Below are 25349 nucleotides of genomic sequence, written 5' to 3' on the forward strand. Positions count from 1 at the left end.
TGCCTTTTCTATAATAGGTTGATATTCATGAATAATTTAGAGGAATTTTACACCCAACGCGTACAAAAGTTTGAAGAGGTTATTGAAGCCTTGAATAAGAAACTTTTTTTATTTAGCACGTTACGATTACTGATATTTTTGGGTACTATCGCTGCACTTTATTTCGCTTCGGTAAATGCAAAATATGTGGTTGACGTGTTATTTGTTGGTATACCATTGTTCTTGTTTTTAGTAAGTAAGTACACAAATCTAAAACTTCAAAAAGCTAAAATTGAGGAGCTAAGAAATCTTAATCAAGTAGAGTTACAAGTGCTAAAAAGAGACTTTTCTAAATTACCTAACGGAAAAGAATTTGCCGATGACATTCATTTTTTTAGCCAAGATATAGACTTGTTTGGTGAAGGTTCTTTTTATCAAATTTCAAATAGGACAAAACTTGCCGAGGGTAGCCTTTTATTAGCCGATATTTATAAGGAGAATTCGATTAACGACATCGCTGAAAAGCAAGAAGCAATTACTGAAATTGGTGAAAAAGTTGATTGGCGACAAGAGTTTTCTGCGATGGCAGCATTAACGAAAACGGAAACTTCTACACATACTATTGCCAAATGGTTAAAGAATTACGAGTCTTTTGTACCAAAGGCAATGAAATTTATTCCGCAAGTATTTTCAATTATTTCAGTGACTATTTTTATTGCATACTTTTTGGATTATCTACCGGAATCTGTTTTGATTATATGGTTGGTTCTAGGTATGATCATCGTTGGTCTATTTACAAAAAAGGTAACCAATTTAGGACAGAGCGCTACCAAAATGAAATCTACTTTTGACCAGTACAATCAACTATTGGCAATGATAGAAAAGACTGATTTTACATCAGATCTTTTGAAAAAACAAAAAGAAAATATTTTAAGCAATGGTGAACATAATTCTAAAGTTCTAAAGAAATTCGCATCACTTTTAAGCAACCTGGATCGTAATAATAATCTACTATATTTAATATTTGCAAACGGATTTTTCCTTCGCTCATTAACTGATTGTCTTGCTATTGAAAAATGGATCGAGGCTCATGGTAAAGATGTTGAGATTTGGTTCAATACCATTGCGTTTTTTGATGCCTATAGTAGTTTAGGGAACTTCGCTTTTAACCATCCGAATTCCACATATCCTACGATTACTAATGACGGAGTGGTATTAAAGTCTAAAAATGCAGGTCACCCGTTATTAGATCCAGCAAAAAGTATATTGAATGATTTTACTATTGATGGCGGACAGTTCTTTATCATTACCGGTGCAAATATGGCTGGTAAGAGTACATTCTTACGAACTGTTTCATTACAGATTATGATGGCTAATGTCGGGTTGCCAGTTTGTGCTGAATCTGTAAGTTATTCCCCAATAAAACTAATTACCAGTATGCGTACCACAGATTCATTAACAGATGATGAATCTTACTTCTTTTCAGAATTAAAGCGCCTTAGATACATTGTAGATGAAATACAAACGGACCGTTATTTTATTGTTTTAGATGAAATTTTAAAGGGAACTAATAGTACTGATAAGGCATTGGGTTCACGAAAGTTTGTAGAGCGATTAGTAAAGAGTAAATCTACTGGTATTATTGCTACGCATGATCTTAGTCTTTGCGAAGTCGCTAATGAATATGATGCTGTAAAGAACCATTATTTTGACGCGGAAATCATAGATAACGAACTACATTTTGATTACACGTTTAAAGACGGTATTTGTCAGAATATGAACGCTTCTTTTTTGTTAAAGAAGATGGGGATTATAGAATAAATCTTTTTTATTCTTAGATTTAAAATTGTAATCATTTTCCGTCTTTTTTTATGCATAGAATTTCGCTTTTATTCCTTTTTCAAATATTCTTCTAGCTCAAAATGAAATTGGTAACAATTTGGTCAAGGATAAATTCCTGAAATATTTTGAATTACCAAGAGAGTCTGTATTTCTACATACTAACAAAACAACGTATATAGCCAATGAAGAAGTATGGTTAAAGGGTTATGTGTATGACAGGCATAACAATAAACCCTTTAGTCAGACTACAACGATTCATGTAGGCTTGTATAATGCCGACGGCAAGAAATTTAACGACTATCATTTTAAAGCAGGTGATGGCTATTTTAAAGGTAGTATTGTCGTAGATTCAATGCTTGCTAGTGGTGAGTATTATCTTCGTACAAGTACAAATTGGATGAAGAATTTTAAAGAAGATGATTCTTTTGTTCAGAAAGTCACCATTTTAAATGAAAAGCCGATTGAAAAGGCTAAATCTATTAAAGATTATGATATCCAGTTTCTGCCTGAAGGCGGTAATTTCGTTGAAGACGCGCCTGGTGTTATGGGAGTTAAAGTTACTGATGCTAACGGATATGGTGTTAGAATTGTAGAAGGGTCTGTATTCGATAGCGATAATACTCAGGTAGCCAGATTCTATACATCAATTTTTGGTTTGGGAAAATTTAATTTTAATCCTAAGGCGGGTGTTGAGTACGTGGCTAAAATAGAGTTTGACGATGGTAGTGTGGAAACCACTACACTCCAAAAACCTTCTAAAGTAGGCATCTCTTTTAGTGTAAAGAATGTTGATGATGACCGGTTCATTATTAGTTTAACAACAAACGAGGCGACTAAGGAAATTATTAAAGAAAAACAGTTTTATTTGCTGGTACATAAAGATGGTCACGCAAATAGAATACCCATTACCTTCCCCAAGAATAAACTATTTGTATCAAAAGTTTTAATTAAAGAAGTGCTTAATAAAGGGATGAATATCTTGACGTTATTTAATCCAGATGGTAAGCCAATTGCAGAACGATTGATTTTTAATCATGCAAATCTTTTCAACACTAAATTGAAGGTAAGCAAAATAACTACAGAGGGCGATTCTTTAAATATTCAAATCAAACTTCTTGATATCGGTAATGTGCAACAAAATTTAAGTGTCTCTGTTTTACCTGGCAATACAATTTCTTACAATCAAAAAAAACTCTATCTATAGTACCTTTTATTTAAAGCCTTACGTAAAAGGATTCATTGAAAATCCAAAATATTATTTTAAGGACATTACTACTAAAAAAGTGAACGACCTTGATATTTTATTAATGACTCAAGGTTGGTCTAGATATGATTGGACCGATGTTTTTAAGGGACCTCCTGGTCAGTTTTATGAATTTGAAAACGGAATAGATTTAGAAGGAACTATCTACAGCAAAGGGGTTACATCAGAAGAAAAGCTATTGGTTAGTTTTCCTGATGGTCGTAGTAGATATTTAGACATTTTAGAAAATAGATTTTTGATTCAGAAAAATTTTCCTGTAAAAGGTGAAACCTTGGATTTTACGTTGATTGTAAAGAATGGAAAATTGGCAAAACCAAATATAGGTTTGAATATGAAGTTAGGGGCAATCCCCGATGAAATTGATACTATTTGGAAAGAAAAAGTAGAATTTGAAGAAGAAAATAGTTCTAAAATAGGTAATGCGCCCGATTTAATTTCGTCTGATAATACCATAAGTCTAAATGAGGTTACGGTTGTTGAAAATAAGATTAAGACTACTGTAGAAAGTAACGTGTTTGTTCCTAAATATTTAAAAGGAAAAATGACAGAGGTTACTGAAGATATAGAATTTAGTTTTCCGCTAATAACCGACATTATAGCGTCAAGGGGTTATTACGTTAGAGAAGAGTTAAGTTTTGGTAGTATAGATCGGCTGATTATTAGAGCAAGAACTGTACAATCTTTTCTTTCAGGTAATGCATTGCCTGTTCCTGTTATTTATTTAAATGGTGCAAGATTAAGTACACTTGATATTTTATATAGAATGCCAACTAGTGAGGTGGAAAGCTTTTTAATAGATAAAACAGGCGCAGGTGAAGGAGCAAGAGGCTCCGGTGGTGTAATTCGTATTTATACCAGAAGATTACCAAGGGATTATAATGATCAGTATGGTAAAGATGAGAATGTTTTTAAATACGAACTTAAAGAAGGATTCGAACCTGTTAAGAAATTCTATACCCCCAAATACACTTCATACCTTTCTAATGAATTTGAGAATTTTGGTACTATACATTGGGTTCCAGAATTAAAGACTGATGAAAATGGTGTAGCTACCTTCAAAATACTAAACACCTTACAGAATAATATCAATTTTTATATTGAAGGCATGGGAACTGATGGTAGTTTGATTTCTGCTGAACAAAATCTTGTAATTGATTGATTTTTAAATTTTTAAAATAATATAACAATACTTATTAATTCCCCCTTTGGGGGTTAGGGGGCATCATATGGATTCATTAACACAAATAGTACTTGGGGCAGCGGTCGGCGAGGCGGTTCTTGGAAAGAAAGTGGGTAATAAGGCTATGCTTTATGGTGCTATTGCTGGTACAATTCCCGATTTAGACGTGATTACCCGTTATTTTCTAGATACGGTTACTGCTACCGAATGGCATAGGGGAGTTAGTCATTCTATATTCTTTTCAGTAGTATTTGCACCCATTTTTGGATGGCTGGTCTGGAAAATAAACAAGAAAGAATCGGCTACCTGGAAAGAGTGGTCTAAGTTAATGTTCTGGGGTCTCTTTACGCATCCGTTGTTAGATGCTTTTACCACTTGGGGCACACAATTATTCTGGCCGTTTAAAACGAGATTAGCGTTTCAGAGTGTTTTTGTGATAGACCCGTTGTATACTGTTCCGTTTATTATTTTCTTGATATTAGCTATGTTTCAAAAGCGTACTTCTTTGAAACGTAAAAAATATGTGAAACTCGGACTAGTCATTAGTACATCCTATTTAGTATTAACATTGGTCTTAAAAGGTATCGCTTTTCAGAAATTTGAAAATGCGCTTGGGGAACAAGGTGTTTCTTATAACGAAATGAATACCCGCCCTGCACCATTGAATACGGTACTGTGGATGGCAAATATAGATACTGATGATGCTTATTTAATGGGAGATTATTCTTTCTTTGATACGCAGTCTATCTCGTTTACATCGTATCCTAAAAATTATGAATTACTGGGTAAATGGTCTAGTAACGATAAAATAGAGCGACTTATAAAAATAACCGAAGGCTGGTATACGATTACCGAAAATGATGGGCAGCTGTATTTTAACGACTTAAGATTCGGACTCATTAGTTTAGACGAAAATGAAAACCAATTTGCATTCAGTTATAAGTTAGTACCTGATGGTGATGATTTAATTGTAGAAGAAAGACCGAAGTTCAAAAGAGACGCCAAACGTTTAATGGTTGCGCTGTGGCAACGTATTTGGGAAAATTAGTTTCTTAAAACGGATAGCCTATCGCAAAATTCAAGGTCATGTTATTATCCGCATTTCCAAAGAAAGGTACATTCCAACGTTCGTTTTCATCTAAATAGGGTATACGCAGTGGCGAGGCTAGATCTAACCGAATCACGAAACTTTGAATATCTAAACGAACACCAAAACCAACACCTGCCGCTACTTCGCTTAACCAGTCTTTTTCAAATTTACCATCAGTAAAAAGTGAAACAGATGAAGTACTGGTAGACTCATCTTCTATTAGACTAGAATAATCGCCCGTTAGCCATACATTTCCTGCATCCACAAAAAACGCACCTTTTAAATAGGAGAAAAGAGGAAAACGGTATTCTACATTGGCTTCTAACTTTAAATTACCAGATTGGTCGTAATAATCGGTAGTATCATCATCGGTGTCCGGTAAAAAATTACCGGGACCTATGGATCTTATGTCAAATGCCCGCACGCTATATGGACCGCCAGAGTAAAATTGTTTAACGAAAGGTAAAGTGGTGCTATTACCATAAGGTACACCCCAGCCGGCGTATAGTCGAGATACTAACGTTCGTTCTTTTTGCCAGCGTAAGTAGAGTCGTAGATCAGCATCCACTTTTGCATATTGTGCATATTCTGAGCCAAAAATTGTACTAGAGCCTCCGCTAAACAAACTCAATGCATTTCCTGCTAAGTCAAAATTTGTAGAAAAGTAAATTGGCTTTTCTTTTTTAAGATTAGATACTTCGTCATACGTAAAACTATATAATAAACCGGCTATAAAACGCTGTTCAAAACTTTGGCTTAAATATTCATTATCATCAAGAATAGCCTGAAACTCATCGGTTACATTGGATAGTTTTGAATAGTTAATACTAATAGGGTCTAAGGTGTGATGTACGTACTGATTTTCTTTCCAGGTATACCCAAAACTACTGTTTACAGAACTTAACGTAAATAAATCACTACGTTGTAAAAAGTCTACCCCAACAGATATTTTGGTTTTAGGTACTGCATATTTAAATCTACTTGGTGAAAAAGGTATGGATCTAGGTATAATTAGATCTGCACTTAAACCACCAGCAATACTGCTTAGGTTAGAATTGCTGCCGCTCGACAACTGTAGCTCATAAGAAAAATCAGCCGAGACACTAAATGTTTCACCGCCTTTAAATACATTTCTATTGGTATGACTCAATAAAATACCAGGACCTGTGTATCCGTTAGATTTTGAAACTGCTTGTAACTCCGCCCTAATGGATCGTTTTGTTAAAGGTGCTAAATAGATATTAGCAGCTAATGATCCGCCATTACCATCTGTCGCAGTGGTGTCAAGTTCAGTATATTGTATGTTTACATACTTGTAGCTGCCCAATGCAGATAATCTGTTGCTTGTTTGTTTTGATGTGTTAGCATCATATAAATCACCTTTATTGAAAAGTAAGTATGACTCTAAGAGTTCAGGTTTGAAATACAATTCGTTCTGTATAAAATCTATATTATCTACTTGGGTGACGTTTTCTTTAGTTAGAGGCAATGTATCGCCTTCAATAGAATAATTAGGGTACACTGTTATAGAATCTATAGTGTAGGGGATAGAAGCACGTATTGGCACATCTTTCTTCAGTCTTAGAAAAAGATCAAATTTTCTATTCTTATATTGATTAGTGTCTGCTTCAAAAATTAAAAGATCTTCTTGGCTATTGTAAAACCCTTTTTGTTTCAAAGCATTATTCAAGCGTGCTCTTTCGGCTTTTAATAAATCAAGATCAAAACGGTCTCCTTTTTTTAGAGCGGTTTCGGGTAGTATTTTTTCTATTTCCTTATATATGGGTAAGGTGTCAGATTCTAGATTGTAATTCTCCAATACATAAGGAGCAGGTAACTTGGCGGAATAATTGACCGAGGCAAATTTCTTATCGATGACCGTTTCAGATTCAGACTGACTATAGAAAAATCCGTTATTATCTAGTCGGTTCAATATCAATTCTTCTACACGTTCGGGGTTTACATCTGAAAAATAAACGGGTTCTTCTCCAAAAGATTTATTTAGAAATTTATATAAGAATCCTGGTTTTTCTCGCTGCGCCTTGTAATGAAAAAATAGGGCAGGTTTCATTCCTATAAATTTGGTATTAGGGTTTGGCTCAATTACATCAAGTAATTCTGACTTTACTTCTTTACCGTCTTGGAGTTCACTTTCAGAATTTATTTTAAGTGTAGCTCCTGTATACAATTGTTCTCCTTCAGGTATATATTTTTCTATACCACATGAATAGGCAAACAATAGTGCTAAACAGAGTAAAGTACGATATGTGAATTTTTTATTTTTCAATTGTATCTTCTTTCTTATCGTTCTTTTTTAAAGGCTTTTTATCGGAATCTTCCTTTTTTATCGGACTAAATAATTGACTGAACTTATTGAACTCGCGATTAAATATAAAGGCAACTCCGGTAATTATCAATTGACCATCAATAATATTTTGATACTCTTGTTTTCTATACCCTTTAAGTCGGTACGTGCCTTCTTCACTCAACAAGTATTCTAACGTCACATTGCCTATTAATGGGGTTTCGGTATCACTTGAATTGGCACTACCTTCAACATCCACAGCACTACCAGCGGTGACAATTAAACGATCATTAAATAATTTTTTACTTGCGCTTATATTTAACTGTGTTCTACTTTCTGCAGTACCACTTTCATAGTCTTCAAAACTATCTAAATCAAAACCTAGCTCAAAACCGGAATTACCCAATAGTTTACTTGAAATAGAGGAGAGCTCATTTGAAAGGACCTTGTTGACATTGTTTTTGGCAATGGAAATAGCACCGCCACTACTACCATCACTACCTGTGGTGGGGTAAAAACGATTTAATGCCAATAATGAAAAAACTTGCTTGTTCAACTCAGACTCTTGTTCATTAAGTTGTTGTACGCGACTATATACCGCACCACCAAAATTACCTTGTTCACTTTCAGGCATATCTAATGCAAATGATAATTCTGGTTGAGTTAACTGTCCGTCGATATTCAGATATACCAAAAAGTCTGCTGCTTGCCGATATGAACCAGATAAACTACTGTCTGTACCGTAACTTATAGACGACATCAGAGAAGATGCCGAAGTTTCAATTTCGTAAATAGCGGTAACATCCATTTTAGTATCATAAGGGTCTCCGCTCCAAACAATACTACTTCCTTTTTGCAATGTAAACTCCCTACTTACCAAATTATAGAGACTAGTTTTGTAAAATCCTGAATTTAATTCTAACCTGCCCGATAGACGAATATCTTGGTTGGGGTCAATATTAAGATTTAATGTTGCACTGCCAGATGCCTGTAGTTTGTCATCAGTTTTCTCATCAAGAACAACTGTAAATTTTGCTTCATTAGCTACTTCTAAAATCGTATTGATATCCATACCTGCAAAAAAAGAATCTGATTTTTCGCCGTCGTTCCGCGTAAGTATCGCGTCTGGATTTTCTCTGTTTACAAAAATGACCACTCCATCTCGTTCTTGAATATCTAACTGGTCCTGCGGCACTACATAGGTGATGTCCGTTACATCACGCACACGTAATTTTCCATCTATAACAGGTAATTCTAGATTTCCTTTTACGGTTAAATCTGCCAAAATACTGGCAATACCATAAACAAGTTCGTCATCACCTTTTTTAGAATCCAATACCCTAAATTGGTCAGTTTTAACCGAAAGATTAAAATCAGGATTTGCAAAACTCTTAGTAGTTATAGTACCATCTACGGTTAATATACCTTGGTTAATATCATTAATGGCAAAGGAGTTGAACGTTATTTCATCTTGATCAATATCTATATATTCGTCATCTATGGCAAAAGTAGATTTGTACGCTGCTAAGGTTAAACTAAAATCATTAAAATTAATTCTGCCAGAATATTTAGGCTCGGCAAGTGTGCCATTTACAAGAAGACTACCATCTAAATACCCCTTACCATCCGTTAATTGATTATTAGACAGACCTTGAATAACGCTGGCTTCTAATTTTTGAATATCGAGTTCCATATTTAGCTCGGCAGTGGTTTCTTTAGCTGCATAGTCTCCGGTTAAGGTAAGATTTGCTCCACCATCTTTTAATGCTAAATCAAAGTCATATTCAGATAATGATTTAGAAGACGCATCTAAGGTTAATGTACCTAGCGGATTTTCCATGACCTGAAAATCTTTAATATCAATATCTGCTACTATCCCAGAAGCGGCATACGGATTAAGGATTACAAAGTTTCCCTCGACTTTACCTTTTGCTAATGCTTCATCAGGATTAAAAAAGCTTAGGAATGTTTGTAATTGAAAATTTTCGAAAAGAATACCGATATGGTCCGATTCCATTTTTGGAACCTTATTAGAAATTTCCATTTTTTGAGAATTTCTACTTAAAATCACGTTTTTAAAATCAGAAAATGATTCAGCTATTACAATGTTATTATCCTCTGGAATATTCCATTGTTTAGTGTTTAAGATGAGATTTTCCGGATTAATATGAAGCTTTAAAGTGTCTTTTTGAAATACTAAGCCCGACGCTATATGCATAACGGCAACGGAATCATTTTTAGAATTGAAGTTAAGTAGCAGTTCTTTGTTTTTAAGGCTGCCTTCTAAATAGGTTTGTTTTAGATGAATGGGATCATAAATTAAATCTGCCAAACCTGCCGAGAATTTAAGGTCTATGGAATCTCCCTTTACAAAAGCATTTAAACTATCAACAGAACTACCTGCATATGCAATGTGCGGTACTTTTACTTCGGCAGATATCTTTCGCTTTTTAGAATTGAAACTAGCATCTATATTTACGGAGTCTAAGTCTTCAACTCCATTAAAAAACACCTTCGATAAAACGGGAGTAGGTATAATGGCAAGTGACAGTTTTGCATCGATATCGTCCTCAGCTTTAAACGTAGTATCATCGGTAGAGAAATACTGTTCTATTTGTTTTTTAAGTGCAGTTGTAATACGATTTGGTGATGCATTTGATGCTAATTGCCCATTTAAGAAATTACTTTTAACTGATACATCAGTAATAGAATCTTCAATATGAGCTTTTAAGGCGATAGTAGCTACTTGGTATTGCTCATTATCCGCAATGGTAATACCGTCTTCTATAGTTGTGTTTATTGTAAAATTTGATGGTGTGCCGGTATAATTTCCTTTTATGTTTGCCGCTATTTTAATATTGTCTTTTGTGAGACCTAGTTGTTGTAAATCTGCGCCAATAATATTTGAAGTAAAAATAATGTCGTTTTCTTGAGATGAAAGTGCCATAGTTGAATTGACTTTCATATTCAAATTTGGGTCATCTATATTAGCGGTAATGGTGCCGTTCCCATTTTTTAGATTCCCGGTAACTTCTATGTCATTATAATCGTATCCATCATATTGAAATTGTGTAATAGTGCCATCAATAGTACTGTCAAAATCACTAAGTTCAGAACCCGCACCTTTACCTTTAATTTTTAGTGATAATTTACCCAGTTGGTCGTTCTGTAATAGCTTTCCTAATTGTAGACTATCAACAGAAATTTGACCATCGAACTTCATGAGGTCATCAAAATTTACGAGGGTATTTATAGTAGCAGACCCTTCTGGTATTTTGATTTTCATATCAGGATTTATCCATGTAATTCCGCCAGATAAACTTCCTTCTGCGAGGATAGTTTCTGGAATAGCTATTCCTAATTCTTTAGACGATATTATTTTATTGATTGCAGATTTGTCACTTGCAAAGATAATATTGTTCAAGTCGTATGTAAGTGGATCTACAGCAGTGAGATTGCTGATACTACCCTTTGCAGTCAGTTTGGTGTCTTTTCCCCATTGTAGTTCTGTGTTAAAATCATCCACTTTTTCGAGACTACCTACGGCTTTTAGATTGCCGGTAATAGGTTGTGCGGACAAGGAATCTAAATACTGATTTTGGGCTAGTTTCGGTTGTAGTTTAAGTACATCGTCAAGCTCTAAATTAAGGTCTGAAATAGTAGCGGACATGGCACTTTTCTCAGGATTTTTCAATGCTCCTTTCAAGGAGCTAAACTGTATATTAAAATCTGCCCTTGCTGAACTCTGATTCATTTGAAAAACAACATCTGAAAGTGATGCCTGAGTATTGGTCAGACCTGCATTAAATGTCAATTGATCTAACCTAATGCCGCTAGATTCTGAAAAGGAGAACTTAGAAACGTTCAGATTGAATTTCTTTGGTTGGTATTTTAAATTTTCAGCTAGCAGTTGTAACTTTTCAATTTTAAACGCATCGGGATCGAAAGCATCTGCATTACTAACGTTGCCATTTAAAGAGTAACTAAATGTGTTTTTTGCAATGTTGATATCATTGGCTGCAATAATAAAATCTGGCCATTGAAACTCTGTGTTATTGGATGTATTTTTTTGTTCAGATTCGTCACTTGTTATTTGTATGTCGATTTGCGAATCATGTAAGATGAAGTCGTCGGTCTCGTATCTATTTTTAGAAACATCTGCTAAAATATCTGTGAGTTCAATAGTTCCTAATTTTAATTCAGTTAGTAAACCATCGGGCTGACTATTGTAGCTAATAGCTATATTTTCTACTTTGAAATCTTCTACCTGTATAAATGGTAGCGTAGTATTGGTAGTATCTTCAGTAACAGAAAATGGGTGTGTTTGATTATAGGTGAATTGGGTATCTCTTAGATTTAAATTATCTAAAGAAAACTTCATTTTTTCTAAATCAAACTCAGAAACTTCTATATCTAAGATGCCAAGTATTAGGTTGATGTCCGTTCCTAAATAGGCATCGTTGTAATTCAATTTCCAATCAGTTAAATCTAAACTTCCTATAGAAATCTCCATAGGTTCAGAAGTAGCTGCTGTTGTGTCTGTAGGGGTTGTTAGCGCGTCTATAAGAAAAGTGAAATTAAATTCATCAGGATTATCTTCTCGACTAATATTCGCAACCACACCATTAGAAATGACTCCATCTATAGCTAATGAATTTTTAAAAACAATAGGGTAAATAGGGATATCTGCTTGAAGCGATTTTGAATAGAATAAAGTATCACCTTTTTTATCCTCCAGAAATATATTCTCCACTTGAATGTCTCCTGAGAAAGTAAGATACAATTTGCCGACTTCTACTTTAGTATTTGTTTTTTCTGATATATAATTAGTGACTTTAGATACAATGAAGTTCTGAGCCCAAGGAGTTTTAACTACTAAAACCAAAATAAAGAATAGCAATAATACACCAAGGATAATTTTCCCCAGGAGCTTTATATACTTTTTGAATTTTGAATTTGTGTCGGTCATATGGTAAACACTATAGGAATGAATACAAACATTCAATTTTCAACCGTAATGTTACCATTATAGTTGTGCCATAAAACCTGTAGCAATTATAATTAACAATACTATTATGATAACGAGGTTGTAAAACCTTCTTTTCTTTTTCTTGGTTTCTTTAAGTGATGCCATAAAAATGCAAAGTTAAACCTACCAATATATAAATTTAGCTTATTTGCTACGAAGATTATCGGTAAACAACATATTCTATGTATGTGTTTGGTTCTAAAACTAAAATTTAAAATATAAAAACAGTTGGTCGATACATTTTGTCAGTCGGTCTATACTTATTCTCCCTTAGTCAATTGTGCGAGATTAGAGCGACCATAACAATATACCTTTGAAGTGTAATTAATGATTAGCAAACAATATCATTAACTCTGAATTTTATGAAAACTGTTTCAAATTATAAAATGTGTTTAGGTTATTTTGAATTAGCGAACCAAGACGAAATTTTTGAAATAAACAATTTTAATATTACAAATTCAGAATTGATACTAGAAGCTATGGCAAAATAATAGTTGCTCAGGTAGTTCCCCCAAATTACCAAAGACCAATAGAAATATTGGTCTTTTTTTATTTTAAACCTTTCGTTTGAATTTTATGAAAACTGTCTGCTTGTAGACGAAGTAGTTCTTCTGCTTTTTTCTTTTTATAGCCGTACAATTCTTCTTCACCTTTTAAATCTTCATATATTTTCTGATTGATTTCACTATCAGTTGAAGCAATGAGCTTTCGTTGCGCCAGTTTTTGCTCCACCCAAGTAGAAAGAACGCTTTCTTCCTCTTCTGATTTAATATCATATTCCCCTTTAGGAGCAAGTAGCTTAGCTATAATTGGTGAAGTCTCAATAGCCAAAAACAAAAGAAATATAAAAAATGATGGTAGCCATGGCAATTCGTCTAAAGCCGTAATTCTAGCCATTAATCCGTCGAAACCGTCTATAATAGGTTGCGAATTTTTAACTACTTCAGCATATTCTGTATCTAATGCTGCTATTTGAGATTCTATCGCCGAAACTTTTTCATTATTAGTAGTTTTTAGAGCCTGTAATTCTGCAAGAGCTGCATCATGCTTATCTCGTTTTTCGGCATAAACGGGACCTTTACCTAGCAGTTTGGTTCCGGCAGTACCTTCGGCTTCATTGATATAAATATCATATAGTGCATTTGTCTCCGTTTCTTTTATTGAAACTTCATTTTTTAATGCAGCAATATCTTGATTCAATTGCTCAACCTTTGGGGTGTATTGCAACGCGAGTTGGTCTTTGTTGGCAAGTGTAAGTTCATTCTTTTGCTCCAACAACACCTGATTGATTTCTTTCTCGAAAATTTTCATTTCCAAGGGTTTCGAAATTACTATGGCAATTATGACTGCGAGAATGATACGCGGAGTAGCTTGTAAAAATTCTTGACCAAAATTGTTTCTCTTTTTAATGGTAGCAACTATAAAACGATCTAAATTGAATATTAATAATCCCCAAATGAAACCGAAGAATACTGCAGTATACACATTGTCGAAAACCGTGAATAGTGCATAACTACTAGCAATAAAAGCCATTACAGCTGTGAAAAATACAGTAGCGCCAATACCGGCATATTTGTTTTGCTCACCTTTAGAGCAGGTTTTTAAAAGATCGGCATCTGCCCCTGAGCAGAGAATAAAGAAGTCTTGTATCATGATTAATGATTTGTTTTTGATTGATGATGATGTATACTGGGTGAACGTAACTATTTCATTTTTGGTACGCAAAAAGCCCTCGAAAAGAGGGCTTTAACATATGTTTGACGTTGTGGTTATCTTATTGTTACAGGTTCTTTGGTAATTCTTACTTCTGCTTTGCCATTTTTCTCTCTAGATTCTATATTTAACTCTTTCTTTTTCTTTAGTAGGTCAATGGCTTTATCAGACGAGACTTCTTTGCCTTCGTAGAAGAATGTTGCTCCTTTTTTTGCCATGTTAATAGCATAGTCTAATGGTGATGGTGGTGTAGGAGGAGATGGCGGAGGTGGAATAAGATCGGTATTAGTTTTCTTGTAAATTTTAATCTCTGGTGGTCTGTTGGCATAAGGTAGAGTTTGAATTTTAATGTCTTTTTCGTTCTTTATAATTACAAAACCTTCTTCTGAGGATATTTTTTCACCTTCAAAATAGAATTGGGCATTTTGTTTTTCTAGTGAGCGTAAATATTCCATTAGACTAGGGTTGTTTTTAGTTTTGGCGCTATTTGAGTTATAAATGTATACTCTAGTGTTTTCTGGTTTCTTCTCATCATATTTTAGCTCTTCATCAGTGTTGATATAGGCAGTGTTATTATGTGGTAAATTATTCGCTTTGTGCTGTAATAATTCGCCATCGTATGTATCTTGGGTTGCTATAATCCTTTCAATTTCAGCATCTGCATAAGCAGCGGTATTCGGAGCTTTTGGCGCTTTTGGTACAGGTGGCGGTTCTGGAAAATCTGGGAATGGCTCTGCGGCTGTTTTTTGTTTAGCAGACATTAATCCGTAGATATAATTTAAATTATCAAGATCAGCTTTCATGATGCGAATATTACCACCTTTGGATATCATGGTGTTATAACTTTTTGCCAACTTATTGTAGGTGGAAATTTGCTCTTTTGTAGCACCATCTTGATTTTGCTTAGGCAAAGACTTGGGGAAGGGTTGAGCCTCTTCTCTTTGAGCTGGACTCAAATTTCTATAAACAGACTCCAATATTTTTAAATCATTAAGTGGAATCTCTCGTTTTTTAACGTGAATAGCGTTGTATTTTTTGGCAAGTTTATTATATGTGGAGAAAGCTCTTTTGCTGAGGTTGGCATTGATGTCACCCGAAGTTGTATATACAGCGAACTGAGCAGTGTCGTAACTCTCTAATGGAGACATTGCTTTTATACTGTTTCTATTAATATAACCGTTCAATTTGTAAGCAGGTAAATTCTCTTTATCATTAATAGCTATTATATCGTTTGTAGAATTTAGTTTAATCCATGACGTAGCATCTACTAAATAAGGTGTTTCATTAACCTCTACAATACAATTGGTATTACCATTTTTTGCATCCTCTAACTTTGAATTGAAAAACCGTTCGCTTTCAATTATAGATTTGTTTTTCGAAACTGATGTATAATCTAAGTTGCCGTTGCTTGTGAAAAGTTTAGAGAACTCAGGTGTAGCTCCATAATTTTTTTGAAGACCGAAGAAGAAGGAGCTAGTAATTTTACTTTGAAAATTTCCCCAATGCTCTTTTTGTAATAATGATTTATAGCCATCCTTTTTGACTGTTAGGTTAAAATTTATTTCATCTGGTGAGCTATTATTTAATTCAAACGAATAATATCCTTTAATGTCTGTTTTGGTGAGAACGGTTCCGTTATGGTCCTTAATTTCTGCATTTACTAAAGGTTCTAAAGTTTCAGAATCTATTACTAAACCTGCGAGTTCTATTATTCTGTTTGGGTTTTTGTTTGAAGTGTTGTCACTTCTCAATTTATTAGAAGAATCATCTTCGGGCATGGCATATCTATCCGAGAATATGGTGATACTTTTTGTATTTAATTTTCTCAATTCTACTGTTATAGCATCTGTAAAATCTGAATCGATATGCTCAGTGGTATAAACTTGCGCTGATAGTTTATTGTTTTTAATCGCTAATGGAAATTCTGCCTTTACCTTTTCATTTAGTTTTGATAGAGGAACAAGTTGATCATTGAACCATATTTCATTTTCATTTTTAATTTCTATCCAAGCTATCTCTAACAGTGGTTCATTATTAGCGTCTGTTTTATGAGTGTTAAGTACATTATTTCTACGAATTTTTTTAGCTTCATCTATCGTTTTTCCATCATAATCACTTGAAGCAAATCCATTTTGATTAAAAATCCCAGTTGTCCTTTTACTAAAATGTTCAATATTAAAAATGCCCACAGACTGAAGTTCTGATTGTACTTGATCTATAAGTTTATATTGATTTTCATCATATAAAATATTTGCTGTTATGTAATTCTTAAAGATATATGTGTCAATATTTTGATTTACGTTAAGTGCTTTTTCAGATAGTTTTTCTAAAGCTACGGGCTCATTATTCATTAATAAACTTCCACTTTTTGTGATTTCTATATTAATGTCTTTAATCGTGTTTTGAGCTATTACATTTTTTTGACTAAAACCATAAAGCATTAAGGCCAATACAGGTAGCAACAATAGGCTTCGTAATACAATTCCTTTTTTTGATGTTTGTTTTTTCATGATGATGAATCGTTTTTTGATTGATGAATAATTTATGGCATTGGCAATACCAACTGATTGATAGGTCTTAAAGCTGTCGTTTGATAAGTACGACAGTAACGTGTTTTGATAATTTAAATGGTCTTCTTGACCATTAAGTACAGCACTATCTGCTAAGAATTCATGGTTTAGTTTTATTGTTTTTTTGTAAACGTAAATCAACGGATTGAACCAGAATACCACTTGCAATACTTCAAGAAAAAGTACATCTAAACTATGCCTTTGTATAGCATGGGTTTCTTCATGTTTTATTACGGAATCTGGTATGCTGTTGACCTCAAATTTTCGTTTGTTTAGAAATATGTACTTTAAAAAAGTATGTGGCGGCAGTTGTTCTTTTAGTAATATTCTATAGATAGTACTATGTTTCGTTTTTGGGTTGTTATGAATACGTTTCCAGATTTTATAGAGGTTGATAAGAAAGCGCAATGAGAATCCTGCAACACCTAATCCGTAGATAGTCCATAAAATTAAATACCAATTCATGGGCGATGTTTCTACAGCCTTAACTACTGGTTGTATATCTTGAGGTTCATTTATTGATATAATTTGAGTGACTGCCGTGGTGGGTTCTACTTCAATATATTCTGTAAAAACAATTTGGGGTATTATAAAAGAAGCGATAACGGCGGTTAATAGAAAGTATCTTTTAAAATGGTGCATGCTTTCTTTCTCCAAAAGGAGTTTATAGAAAAGCAAAAATATGCTCATACATGCGGCGGATTTTAAAAGATAGATTACCATGATTACTTCTTTTCGATTTCTACGTCTATTAGCTTTTTCAATTCTTCTAACTCAGCTTTACTTAAGTTAGTTTCTTGAGTAAAAAAAGATGCGAACTGACTAGCGCTATCATTAAAAAAGTTTTTAATGAGCCCATTAACGTGCTTAGAGAAATAATCTTTCTTTTTTACCAACGGAAAGTATTCTCTACTTCTACCAAAGTTTTTATAATCAATAAACTTTTTGTCGGCCATTCTTTTTAATAATGTGGCAACAGTGGTCGTAGCAGGTTTTGGCTCTGGGTAAGCATCGAGTAGATCTTTCATGAAAGCCTTTTTCTGCTTCCATAGAATATTCATTAATTCTTCTTCCGATTTTGACAATTGCATTTTCTACAAGTTTAGAAGGTGTTCTACAAACATAGAGTAAATATTTTAATTCTACAAGTGTAGAGTATTTTTGTTTTTTTGCCTTAGGGATAGTAATGAAAAGCCCGTATTCGCTTTTTAGCAAAGCGTACTTGTAATGTATAGCCCGACCCCAATTCTTTGGGGAAAGGTCCAATTGACCCACTTAAAAGATGTAAATTTGTATTATAAAAATAATGAATAATGAGTGTATTAGCTGATTTGGAAGCACGTAGTAGCTCCACTTGCGAATTATGTACGGGAATCAATAATTTAGAAGTTTTTGGAGTAGAACCGGTTTCTATTAGCGGAGTCGATTCTAGTATTTTAGCATGCGAAACATGCCGAACTCAAATTGAAGACCCAGAACAAATGGATGCAAACCACTGGCGTTGTCTTAATGACAGTATGTGGAGCGAGTATGATTCTGTTAAAGTTGTGGCTTGGAGAATGCTATCTAGACTAAAGTCTGAAGGTTGGCCTAAAGATTTATTGGACATGATTTATTTAGAGCCAGAAGCTCTAGACTGGGCAAAGGCAACAGGTGAAGGTTTAGCGGAAGCCGATAAGATTATTCATAGAGATGTGAACGGGGTAATTTTAGAAAATGGGGATAGCGTTGTTTTAGTAAAAGATTTGAAGATAAAAGGATCTAGCCAAGTTGCTAAGCAAGGTACTGCAGTTCGAAAAATTTCATTAGATCGTGAAAATGCAGAATATATAGAAGGTAAAGTAGGACCAACAATGACGGTTATAATTACCAAATACGTTAAGAAAATATAGTTTTTAGTTCATGGAACTTTAATAGCATCTAATTTGTCTGAAAAAATAAAACGTCTTTACTCCTAAAGACGTTTTATTTTTTAATTTATTTTCAACTGTCAACTGTCAACTGTCAACTGTCAACTGTCAACTGTCAACTATTTCTTGGTCATTTCTGTAAAATACTCATAGAAATAAGGGATGGTTTCAATTCCTTTAAAATAGTTCCATACTCCGAAATGTTCGTTAGGGGAGTGTATGGCATCACTATCTAGACCAAAGCCCATAAGTATAGTCTTGCTTTTTAGTTCTTGCTCAAATAAAGAAACAATAGGAATACTACCACCACTACGTTGCGGAATTGGTTTTTTGCCAAATGTAGTTTCATAAGCTTTTGAAGCTGCTTGGTAAGCAATGGTATCAATGGGAGTAACATATCCTTGTCCGCCATGATGTGGTTTCACGACCACTTTTACACCTTTAGGTGCTATAGCTTCAAAATGAGTTTTGAATAAATCGGTAATTTCTTTCCAATCTTGATTAGGAACCAATCGCATAGATATTTTTGCGAATGCTTTACTCGCAATAACAGTTTTTGCACCTTCGCCAGTATATCCGCCCCAAATACCATTAACATCTAATGTTGGTCTAATAGAATTACGTTCGTTAGTAGAATATCCTTTTTCTCCGTAAACAGATTCAATATCCAAAGCCTCTTGGTATTTTTCAATACTAAAAGGTGCTTTTGCCATTTCTGCACGTTCTTCAGTAGAAAGCTCTTCTACCTTATCATAAAAACCTGGTATAGTAATATGATTATTTTCATCATGTAGACTAGCAATCATTTTAGTTAGAATGTTGATAGGGTTGGCAACGGCACCGCCATATAATCCTGAATGTAAATCACGATTAGGACCAGTAACCTCTACTTCAACATAACTTAGACCGCGTAAACCTGTAGTTATAGACGGCACATCATTGGCAATCATACCTGTATCCGATATTAAAATAACATCGTTTGCCAGCTTCTCTCTATTTTCAGCGACGTAGATGGCAAGATTATTACTGCCAACTTCTTCTTCACCTTCAATCATGAATTTTACATTACATGGCAGTTGATTAGTTTTTACTATCAACTCCAATGCTTTTACATGCATATACATTTGACCCTTGTCATCACATGCTCCACGCGCAAATATGGCACCTTCTGGGTGTAATTTCGTTTTTTTAATTACCGGCTCATAAGGTGGCGAAGTCCATAATTCCAATGGTTCTGCCGGTTGTACATCATAATGGCCATATACTAGAACCGTTGGTAGATCTTTATTTATGAATTTTTCACCATATACTATTGGGTAACCAGCTGTTTCATGAATTTCAACAATATCACAACCTGCTTCTTCTAATCTGGTTTTAACTGTTTTGGCAGTATCTAACACATCTTGAGAAAAGGCAGGGTCTGCGCTAACAGACGGAATCTTAAGTAGTTCGATAAGCTCATTTAAAAATCGGTCCTTATTTTCCGATAGATAATTCTTTACGTTTTTCATGTGCTATTTTATATGACTTTCGATAAAAGTACAAAAAGCGTAATTTTTAAATAGCTAAAATTTAGAGAATTGATTTTTTGCGTTATATTTGCACCCCGATAATCACATATCGTGATTTAGGAAAGTATGCAGGCGTGGTGGAATTGGTAGACACGCTAGACTTAGGATCTAGTGCCTTGCGGTGTGAGAGTTCGAGTCTCTCCGCCTGTACAATGAGAAGCCTCTTGAGAAATCAAGAGGTTTTTTTATGTGCTAGATTTAATCAACTCTCGACTTTACTAAATATCACGCCCATTATTTCTTACCCTTGTAAGTTTTCATTATTATTTACTTCTAATGCAATGGTAATGCTAACAGTATAGAAATAATATAATATGGGCTTCGAAAAAGTAACTTTCACAAATTCTCAAGGAAAACAATTGGCTGCACGGTTAGAGTTGCCTACTAATCAAGATGCACACAGTTATGCAATTTTTGCGCATTGTTTTACATGTAATAAAAACTTATCTGCAGTCCGTAATATTTCAAGAGCATTAGTAAATAAAGGTATAGCGGTACTTCGGTTCGATTTTACGGGTTTAGGAGATAGTGAAGGTGATTTTGAAGAAACCAATTTTACATCTAATGTTTCTGATCTAATACAGGCAGCTAAATTTTTGGAAGATAATTATAAGGCTCCTTCTTTATTGGTAGGGCATTCATTAGGTGGTGCCGCAGTAATTTTTGCCGCTTCGCAATTAGAATCAGTATTGGCTGTAGCAACTGTTGGGGCGCCATCTTCTCCTTCGCATGTGCAGCATTTGTTCAAATCAAGTGTAGCGGAGATTAATGCGACCGGTAAAGCAAAGGTGAATATAGGTGGTAGAGATTTTACCATTAATAAAGATTTTATAGATGATATTGAGTCAAAACCTATGGAGTCTGTGCTTAAGAACATGAGAAAACCTTTTTTGGTTATTCATTCGCCACAAGATACCATAGTAGGTATTGAAAATGCGAAAGAATTATACAGCTATGCGCATCACCCAAAAAGTTTTGTGTCAATTGATAAGGCAGACCATTTATTAATGAATAGTGCAGATTCTACTTATGTTGGTAATGTAATATCTGGTTGGGCAGAACGTTATTTAGATATTCCGAAGAAAGAGATTTTAAAAACTTCTCATCAAGTGGCGGTAAGTATCGGTAATGAAGGGTTTACCTCTGAAATTGTTTCGGGTAATCATTTGTTAATAGCTGATGAGCCAATAGATTTTGGAGGCAATGATTTTGGACCATCACCCTATGACTATTTGGCTTCTGGTTTAGGTGCTTGTACGGCAATGACCTTAAGAATGTATGCGACCCGTAAAAAATGGGATTTACAAAAGGTAATTGTACATGTAGATCATGGTAAAGATCATGCGCCAGATTCAGAAAATGTTTCTTCTGACGGAAAAAAAATTGATACTTTCAAAAGAGAAATAGAAATATTCGGAAATTTAGATGAAAGGCAACGACAAAGGTTGTTAGAAATAGCAGATAAATGTCCTGTACATAAAACGCTTTCTAAAGGCGCTATGATTAAGACAGAATTAAAATAATATGATTTAAGAATTAAAACTATGATACAAGCAATTTGGAATAATAAGGTGATTGCAGAAAGTGATGCAACTGTTGTAATTGAAGGAAATCATTATTTTCCGCCGAACGATATTAAAAAAGAGTTTTTTAAAAGTACAGAAACTCATAGTATGTGCCCTTGGAAAGGCATTGCATCTTATTACGATCTAGAAGTAGACGGTGAAGTAAATAAAGATGCGGCATGGTATTATCCAGAAGTTTCTGAATTAGCAAATGGTATTAAAGGTTATGTTGCCTTTTGGAAAGGTGTTGAAGTGAAATAGAGTATTAGTTATAGATTATTAAAGGGTCAGCCAAAAGCTGACCCTTTTTGTATTGATAAATTATCATTCCGTATTAAATACCTTATATTTAAATTTAATAAATTTTGATGTTCGCTTAAATGATATTGAAATCTTTATATAGCTTAATTTTTCTTTTTGCCTTGTGCGTCTCGGGTCAAGAGCTCCCACCAATTCAAAATTACACTCCTATTGAATATAATGCTGGTAACCAGAATTGGTCTATTGCCCAATCTAATGAACAGACAATGTATGTTGCAAACAATAATGGATTGTTAGAGTTTAATGGAAATACTTGGAACTTGTATCAAGTGCCTTATGGCACTCCCGTAAAATCTGTTATGGTTTTAAATGAAAGGGTGTTTACAGGCAGTTATATGCAATTTGGGTATTGGGTACGTAATGAATTTGGAGTTTTGATCTACACATCTATTTCTGACCAGTTGAAAACACCGCTTATTGAAGATGAAGATTTTTGGAATATATCGCATTTCAAAGACTGGGTTTTATTTCAATCATTAGATAGAATTTATATTTACAATATTAAAAAGGCAACATTTGAAATTTTGGATGCCAAAAGTAATAGCCCTAAAATATTTGAATTAGGCAATAAAATATTTTTTCAAAAGCTGGGTGAAGGTTTATTTACATTAGAGAATGGAGAGCCTATTTTAGTGTCTGATGACTTAATCCTTAAGCAGACTAATGTAGTTGGTGCATTTCTTGCGGATAATAGAATACTAATCATTACAGAACAGGCAGAATTCTTTTATCTAGAAAATAATATTCTAGTTGAATGGAAATTGCCTGTAGAGACAGATTTATATCTGAGTAAGATTTATAGTGCTATACGTTTAAATGATGGGTCTTATGTCTTGGGTACAATCTCAAAAGGCATATTTCAATTAGATGTAAATGGTAATATCATAAGAAATATTAATCAAGAAAAAGGTCTTAACAACAATACAGTATTGTCGTTATTTCAAGATATAGATAATAACCTGTGGCTTGGGTTGGATAATGGAGTTAGCGTTATCAATTTAGACTCGCCTTTTAAAGAATATATTGACCATGTAGGGGCTTTAGGTGTTGTTTATACTGCTAATAAAAAAGGTGATTTTTTATATTTAGGTACAAATCAAGGACTGTTTTATAAAAAATATCAAGAAGGAAATGCTTTTAAACTCATTAAAGGTACCCAAGGTCAAGTTTGGTTGTTAAAAGAAATTAACGGTACATTATTCTGTGGTCATCACAATGGAACTTTTGTTATATCGGATGATACTGCTACGAAAATTTCAGAAGTTTCAGGTACATGGGATATTCAAAGTATAGAAAATAAACAAGAATTGCTAATTCAAGGTAATTATAAGGGTTTAAGTGTACTTGAGCAAATCGGTGATAAATGGCAATACCGAAATAGTATTGATGGTTTTGATAGTTCAAGTAGATTTTTTGAGTTCGTCGGAGAAAATCATTTACTGGTCAATCATGATTATAAGGGAATTTTTGACTTGCAAATTAACCCCGAATATAAGAGGGTTGTAAAACTAAACAGTAGGGAGTCTAAAGGTAATGGTTCTAGCTTGGTTAGATTTAAGGGTGATATTCTTTATAGTACTATTAACGGTGTTTTCAAATACAATATAAATCAACATGAATTTTTAATAGATTCAGTACTGACAAGCAAATTTTTTAATGCTGATGAGCGTATTATCGGCATACTTCAGGCGACTAACAATTTCGAAAGGTTATGGGGATTTACTAATGATAATATAATTACTGTTTCTAATGGGTATTTAAGTAAAGAACCACAAACGGTTAAAATTTCAATTCCAAATTTTTTTAGGCGTAGTATGGGAATCTTAGGTTTTGAATCTATCGTGCATATAGATAAAGATCTTTATTTGATAGGTATTTCTAACGGTTATGTCACTTTAGATTTAAGTGAAGTTAAACAGAGTGATTATCAAATAATGATAAATTCTGTTTCTGGAAAGTCTAATGAGGTCCCTAAAATTGATATTTCTCTTCAAGACAATCAAGAATTAGAGTATTCAGAAAATAACGTAAGTTTTAGTTATAATGTTACAGAGTATGATAGATATACAGAGGTGTATTATCAAAACAAATTAAAAGGTTTAAATGAAGAATGGAGCACTTGGTCACTTATTCCCAATACTTCCTTTGATAATCTGCCGTATGGCTCTTATGAGTTTAAGGTGAGGTCCAAAGTGGGTAATAGTATGTCAATTAATACAGCTGTTTATAGCTTTAAAATTCTAAGACCTTGGTATGCGTCATATTGGGCTATTTTATGTTATGTCATACTAGCAGCTTTAATCTCTTTTCTAATTCACAGAAATTATAAGAACTATTACAAGAAACAGCAAAATCAACTTATAAAAGCTAATAACAAACGATTAAAACGTAAGAAACTAAAAAACCAGAAGAAGATAGTTCAAATAAAAAATGATCAATTACAAGAGCTTGTTGATAGTAAAAATAGAGAGTTGGCAATCTCTACAATGAGTATTATTAAGAAGAATGAGTTTTTAAGTGCTATTAAAGATCAATTGAAAAGTAGCACTGATAACCCAAAGGTGAAATCTGTTATTAAAACTATTGATAGAAATATTAATAATGAAGACGATTGGAAATTTTTTGAAAGTGCATTTAATAATGCAGATAAAGATTTCTTGAAAAAGGTGAAAGAAAAGCACTCTGAGCTATCTGCTAATGATCTAAGGTTGTGCGCCTACTTAAGATTAAACCTGTCTTCTAAAGAAATTGCACCTCTTTTGAATATATCGGTCAGAAGTGTTGAGGTGAAACGATACCGCCTGCGTAAAAAAATGAAACTTCCACGTGAAACTGGTTTAACAGACTATATCATCAGTTTATAATCTCCCCTACAAAACTTTAAACTACCACAACATTACCACAACATTGACTTATTTATTGTATTTATTATATGTATTTTATTCCCGCTTTTAAGTGGATGATTCACTGCTTTTTATTATCATAATCTCTATTTTTTACTATTAATTTT

Annotated in this window: 15 protein-coding genes and 1 tRNA gene; 10 read left to right on the plus strand and 6 right to left on the minus strand. The window is 33.8% G+C overall.

Annotation, left to right across the window (positions count from 1 at the left end):
- Window positions 1-27: 27 nt before the first annotated feature.
- From Q0871_RS15810 to Q0871_RS15825, 4 genes are all read left to right on the plus strand, one after another.
- The gene (locus tag Q0871_RS15810; RefSeq protein WP_299325390.1) at window positions 28-1800 is read left to right on the plus strand and encodes a DNA mismatch repair protein MutS; all 1773 of its coding nucleotides are present in this window, start codon (window positions 28-30) and stop codon (window positions 1798-1800) included.
- A gap of 118 nt (window positions 1801-1918) precedes the next feature.
- Window positions 1919-3025 carry a hypothetical protein gene (locus tag Q0871_RS15815; protein ID WP_299325391.1) on the plus strand — a complete coding sequence of 369 codons (1107 nt, stop codon included), beginning with the start codon at window positions 1919-1921 and terminating at the stop codon, window positions 3023-3025.
- 79 nt (window positions 3026-3104) lie between these two features.
- The gene (locus tag Q0871_RS15820; protein WP_299325392.1) at window positions 3105-4244 is read left to right on the plus strand and encodes a hypothetical protein; all 1140 of its coding nucleotides are present in this window, start codon (window positions 3105-3107) and stop codon (window positions 4242-4244) included.
- A 67-nt stretch (window positions 4245-4311) separates the two neighbouring features.
- Complete coding sequence (locus Q0871_RS15825; RefSeq protein WP_299325393.1) at window positions 4312-5313, plus strand: metal-dependent hydrolase; 1002 nt, start codon at window positions 4312-4314, stop codon at window positions 5311-5313.
- 4 nt (window positions 5314-5317) lie between these two features.
- Here the strand turns inward: Q0871_RS15825 and Q0871_RS15830 are convergent, their stop codons facing one another.
- Window positions 5318-7642 (minus strand): BamA/TamA family outer membrane protein, encoded by a 2325-nt coding sequence (locus tag Q0871_RS15830; RefSeq protein WP_299325394.1) that lies wholly within the window; start codon window positions 7640-7642, stop codon window positions 5318-5320.
- Window positions 7632-12629, minus strand: a complete 4998-nt coding sequence (locus Q0871_RS15835) for a translocation/assembly module TamB domain-containing protein (protein WP_299325395.1) — start codon at window positions 12627-12629, stop codon at window positions 7632-7634. Before Q0871_RS15835 ends, Q0871_RS15830 begins: the two co-directional genes overlap by 11 nt.
- 422 nt (window positions 12630-13051) lie before the next feature.
- Between Q0871_RS15835 and Q0871_RS15840 the strand changes: the two genes are divergently transcribed.
- Window positions 13052-13180 (plus strand): hypothetical protein, encoded by a 129-nt coding sequence (locus Q0871_RS15840; RefSeq protein WP_299325396.1) that lies wholly within the window; start codon window positions 13052-13054, stop codon window positions 13178-13180.
- Window positions 13181-13238: 58 nt separating this feature from the next.
- On the opposite strand, the gene Q0871_RS15845 is transcribed toward Q0871_RS15840, so the two are convergent.
- The 3 genes from Q0871_RS15845 to Q0871_RS15855 all read right to left on the minus strand — a co-directional run bounded on the left by Q0871_RS15845 (window position 13239) and on the right by Q0871_RS15855 (window position 18063).
- The gene (locus Q0871_RS15845; protein ID WP_299325397.1) at window positions 13239-14342 is read right to left on the minus strand and encodes a DUF4407 domain-containing protein; all 1104 of its coding nucleotides are present in this window, start codon (window positions 14340-14342) and stop codon (window positions 13239-13241) included.
- A 116-nt stretch (window positions 14343-14458) separates the two neighbouring features.
- Window positions 14459-17662 carry a M56 family metallopeptidase gene (locus Q0871_RS15850; RefSeq protein WP_299325398.1) on the minus strand — a complete coding sequence of 1068 codons (3204 nt, stop codon included), beginning with the start codon at window positions 17660-17662 and terminating at the stop codon, window positions 14459-14461.
- Between the two features lie 35 nt (window positions 17663-17697).
- Window positions 17698-18063 (minus strand): BlaI/MecI/CopY family transcriptional regulator, encoded by a 366-nt coding sequence (locus Q0871_RS15855; protein WP_299325399.1) that lies wholly within the window; start codon window positions 18061-18063, stop codon window positions 17698-17700.
- 222 nt (window positions 18064-18285) lie between these two features.
- Here Q0871_RS15855 and Q0871_RS15860 point away from each other — a divergent pair, with 222 nt between their 5' ends.
- Window positions 18286-18864 carry an alkylphosphonate utilization protein gene (locus Q0871_RS15860; RefSeq protein ID WP_299325400.1) on the plus strand — a complete coding sequence of 193 codons (579 nt, stop codon included), beginning with the start codon at window positions 18286-18288 and terminating at the stop codon, window positions 18862-18864.
- Window positions 18865-19001: 137 nt separating this feature from the next.
- Here Q0871_RS15860 and Q0871_RS15865 read toward each other — a convergent pair whose 3' ends face one another.
- The gene (locus Q0871_RS15865; RefSeq protein WP_299325401.1) at window positions 19002-20393 is read right to left on the minus strand and encodes a dipeptidase; all 1392 of its coding nucleotides are present in this window, start codon (window positions 20391-20393) and stop codon (window positions 19002-19004) included.
- Between the two features lie 128 nt (window positions 20394-20521).
- On the opposite strand from Q0871_RS15865, the gene Q0871_RS15870 reads away from it, so the two are divergent.
- The 4 genes from Q0871_RS15870 to Q0871_RS15885 all read left to right on the plus strand — a co-directional run bounded on the left by Q0871_RS15870 (window position 20522) and on the right by Q0871_RS15885 (window position 25203).
- Window positions 20522-20603: transfer RNA gene (locus tag Q0871_RS15870), tRNA-Leu, on the plus strand.
- Between the two features lie 164 nt (window positions 20604-20767).
- Complete coding sequence (locus Q0871_RS15875) at window positions 20768-21976, plus strand: bifunctional alpha/beta hydrolase/OsmC family protein (protein WP_299325402.1); 1209 nt, start codon at window positions 20768-20770, stop codon at window positions 21974-21976.
- Window positions 21977-22000: 24 nt separating this feature from the next.
- Window positions 22001-22279: a DUF427 domain-containing protein gene (locus tag Q0871_RS15880; RefSeq protein ID WP_299325436.1), complete on the plus strand. Its 279-nt coding sequence runs from the start codon at window positions 22001-22003 to the stop codon at window positions 22277-22279.
- Window positions 22280-22398: 119 nt separating this feature from the next.
- The gene (locus Q0871_RS15885; protein ID WP_299325403.1) at window positions 22399-25203 is read left to right on the plus strand and encodes a two-component regulator propeller domain-containing protein; all 2805 of its coding nucleotides are present in this window, start codon (window positions 22399-22401) and stop codon (window positions 25201-25203) included.
- The last annotated feature ends 146 nt before the right edge of the window (window positions 25204-25349 follow it).

Source organism: uncultured Maribacter sp., from assembly GCF_947500985.1.
Classification (GTDB): Bacteria; Bacteroidota; Bacteroidia; order Flavobacteriales; family Flavobacteriaceae; genus Maribacter.

Bases quoted from the DNA above. Each gene is read 5' to 3' on its own strand.
- Q0871_RS15865 (WP_299325401.1), bottom strand. From the start codon at position 20,393: ATGAAAAACGTAAAGAATTATCTATCGGAAAATAAGGACCGATTTTTA.
- Q0871_RS15825 (WP_299325393.1), top strand. From the start codon at position 4,312: ATGGATTCATTAACACAAATAGTACTTGGGGCAGCGGTCGGCGAGGCG.
- Q0871_RS15875 (WP_299325402.1), top strand. From the start codon at position 20,768: ATGGGCTTCGAAAAAGTAACTTTCACAAATTCTCAAGGAAAACAATTG.
- Q0871_RS15855 (WP_299325399.1), bottom strand. From the start codon at position 18,063: ATGCAATTGTCAAAATCGGAAGAAGAATTAATGAATATTCTATGGAAG.
- Q0871_RS15810 (WP_299325390.1), top strand. From the start codon at position 28: ATGAATAATTTAGAGGAATTTTACACCCAACGCGTACAAAAGTTTGAA.
- Q0871_RS15835 (WP_299325395.1), bottom strand. From the start codon at position 12,629: ATGACCGACACAAATTCAAAATTCAAAAAGTATATAAAGCTCCTGGGG.
- Q0871_RS15850 (WP_299325398.1), bottom strand. From the start codon at position 17,662: ATGAGCATATTTTTGCTTTTCTATAAACTCCTTTTGGAGAAAGAAAGC.
- Q0871_RS15845 (WP_299325397.1), bottom strand. From the start codon at position 14,342: ATGATACAAGACTTCTTTATTCTCTGCTCAGGGGCAGATGCCGATCTT.
- Q0871_RS15840 (WP_299325396.1), top strand. From the start codon at position 13,052: ATGAAAACTGTTTCAAATTATAAAATGTGTTTAGGTTATTTTGAATTA.
- Q0871_RS15860 (WP_299325400.1), top strand. From the start codon at position 18,286: ATGAGTGTATTAGCTGATTTGGAAGCACGTAGTAGCTCCACTTGCGAA.
- Q0871_RS15885 (WP_299325403.1), top strand. From the start codon at position 22,399: ATGATATTGAAATCTTTATATAGCTTAATTTTTCTTTTTGCCTTGTGC.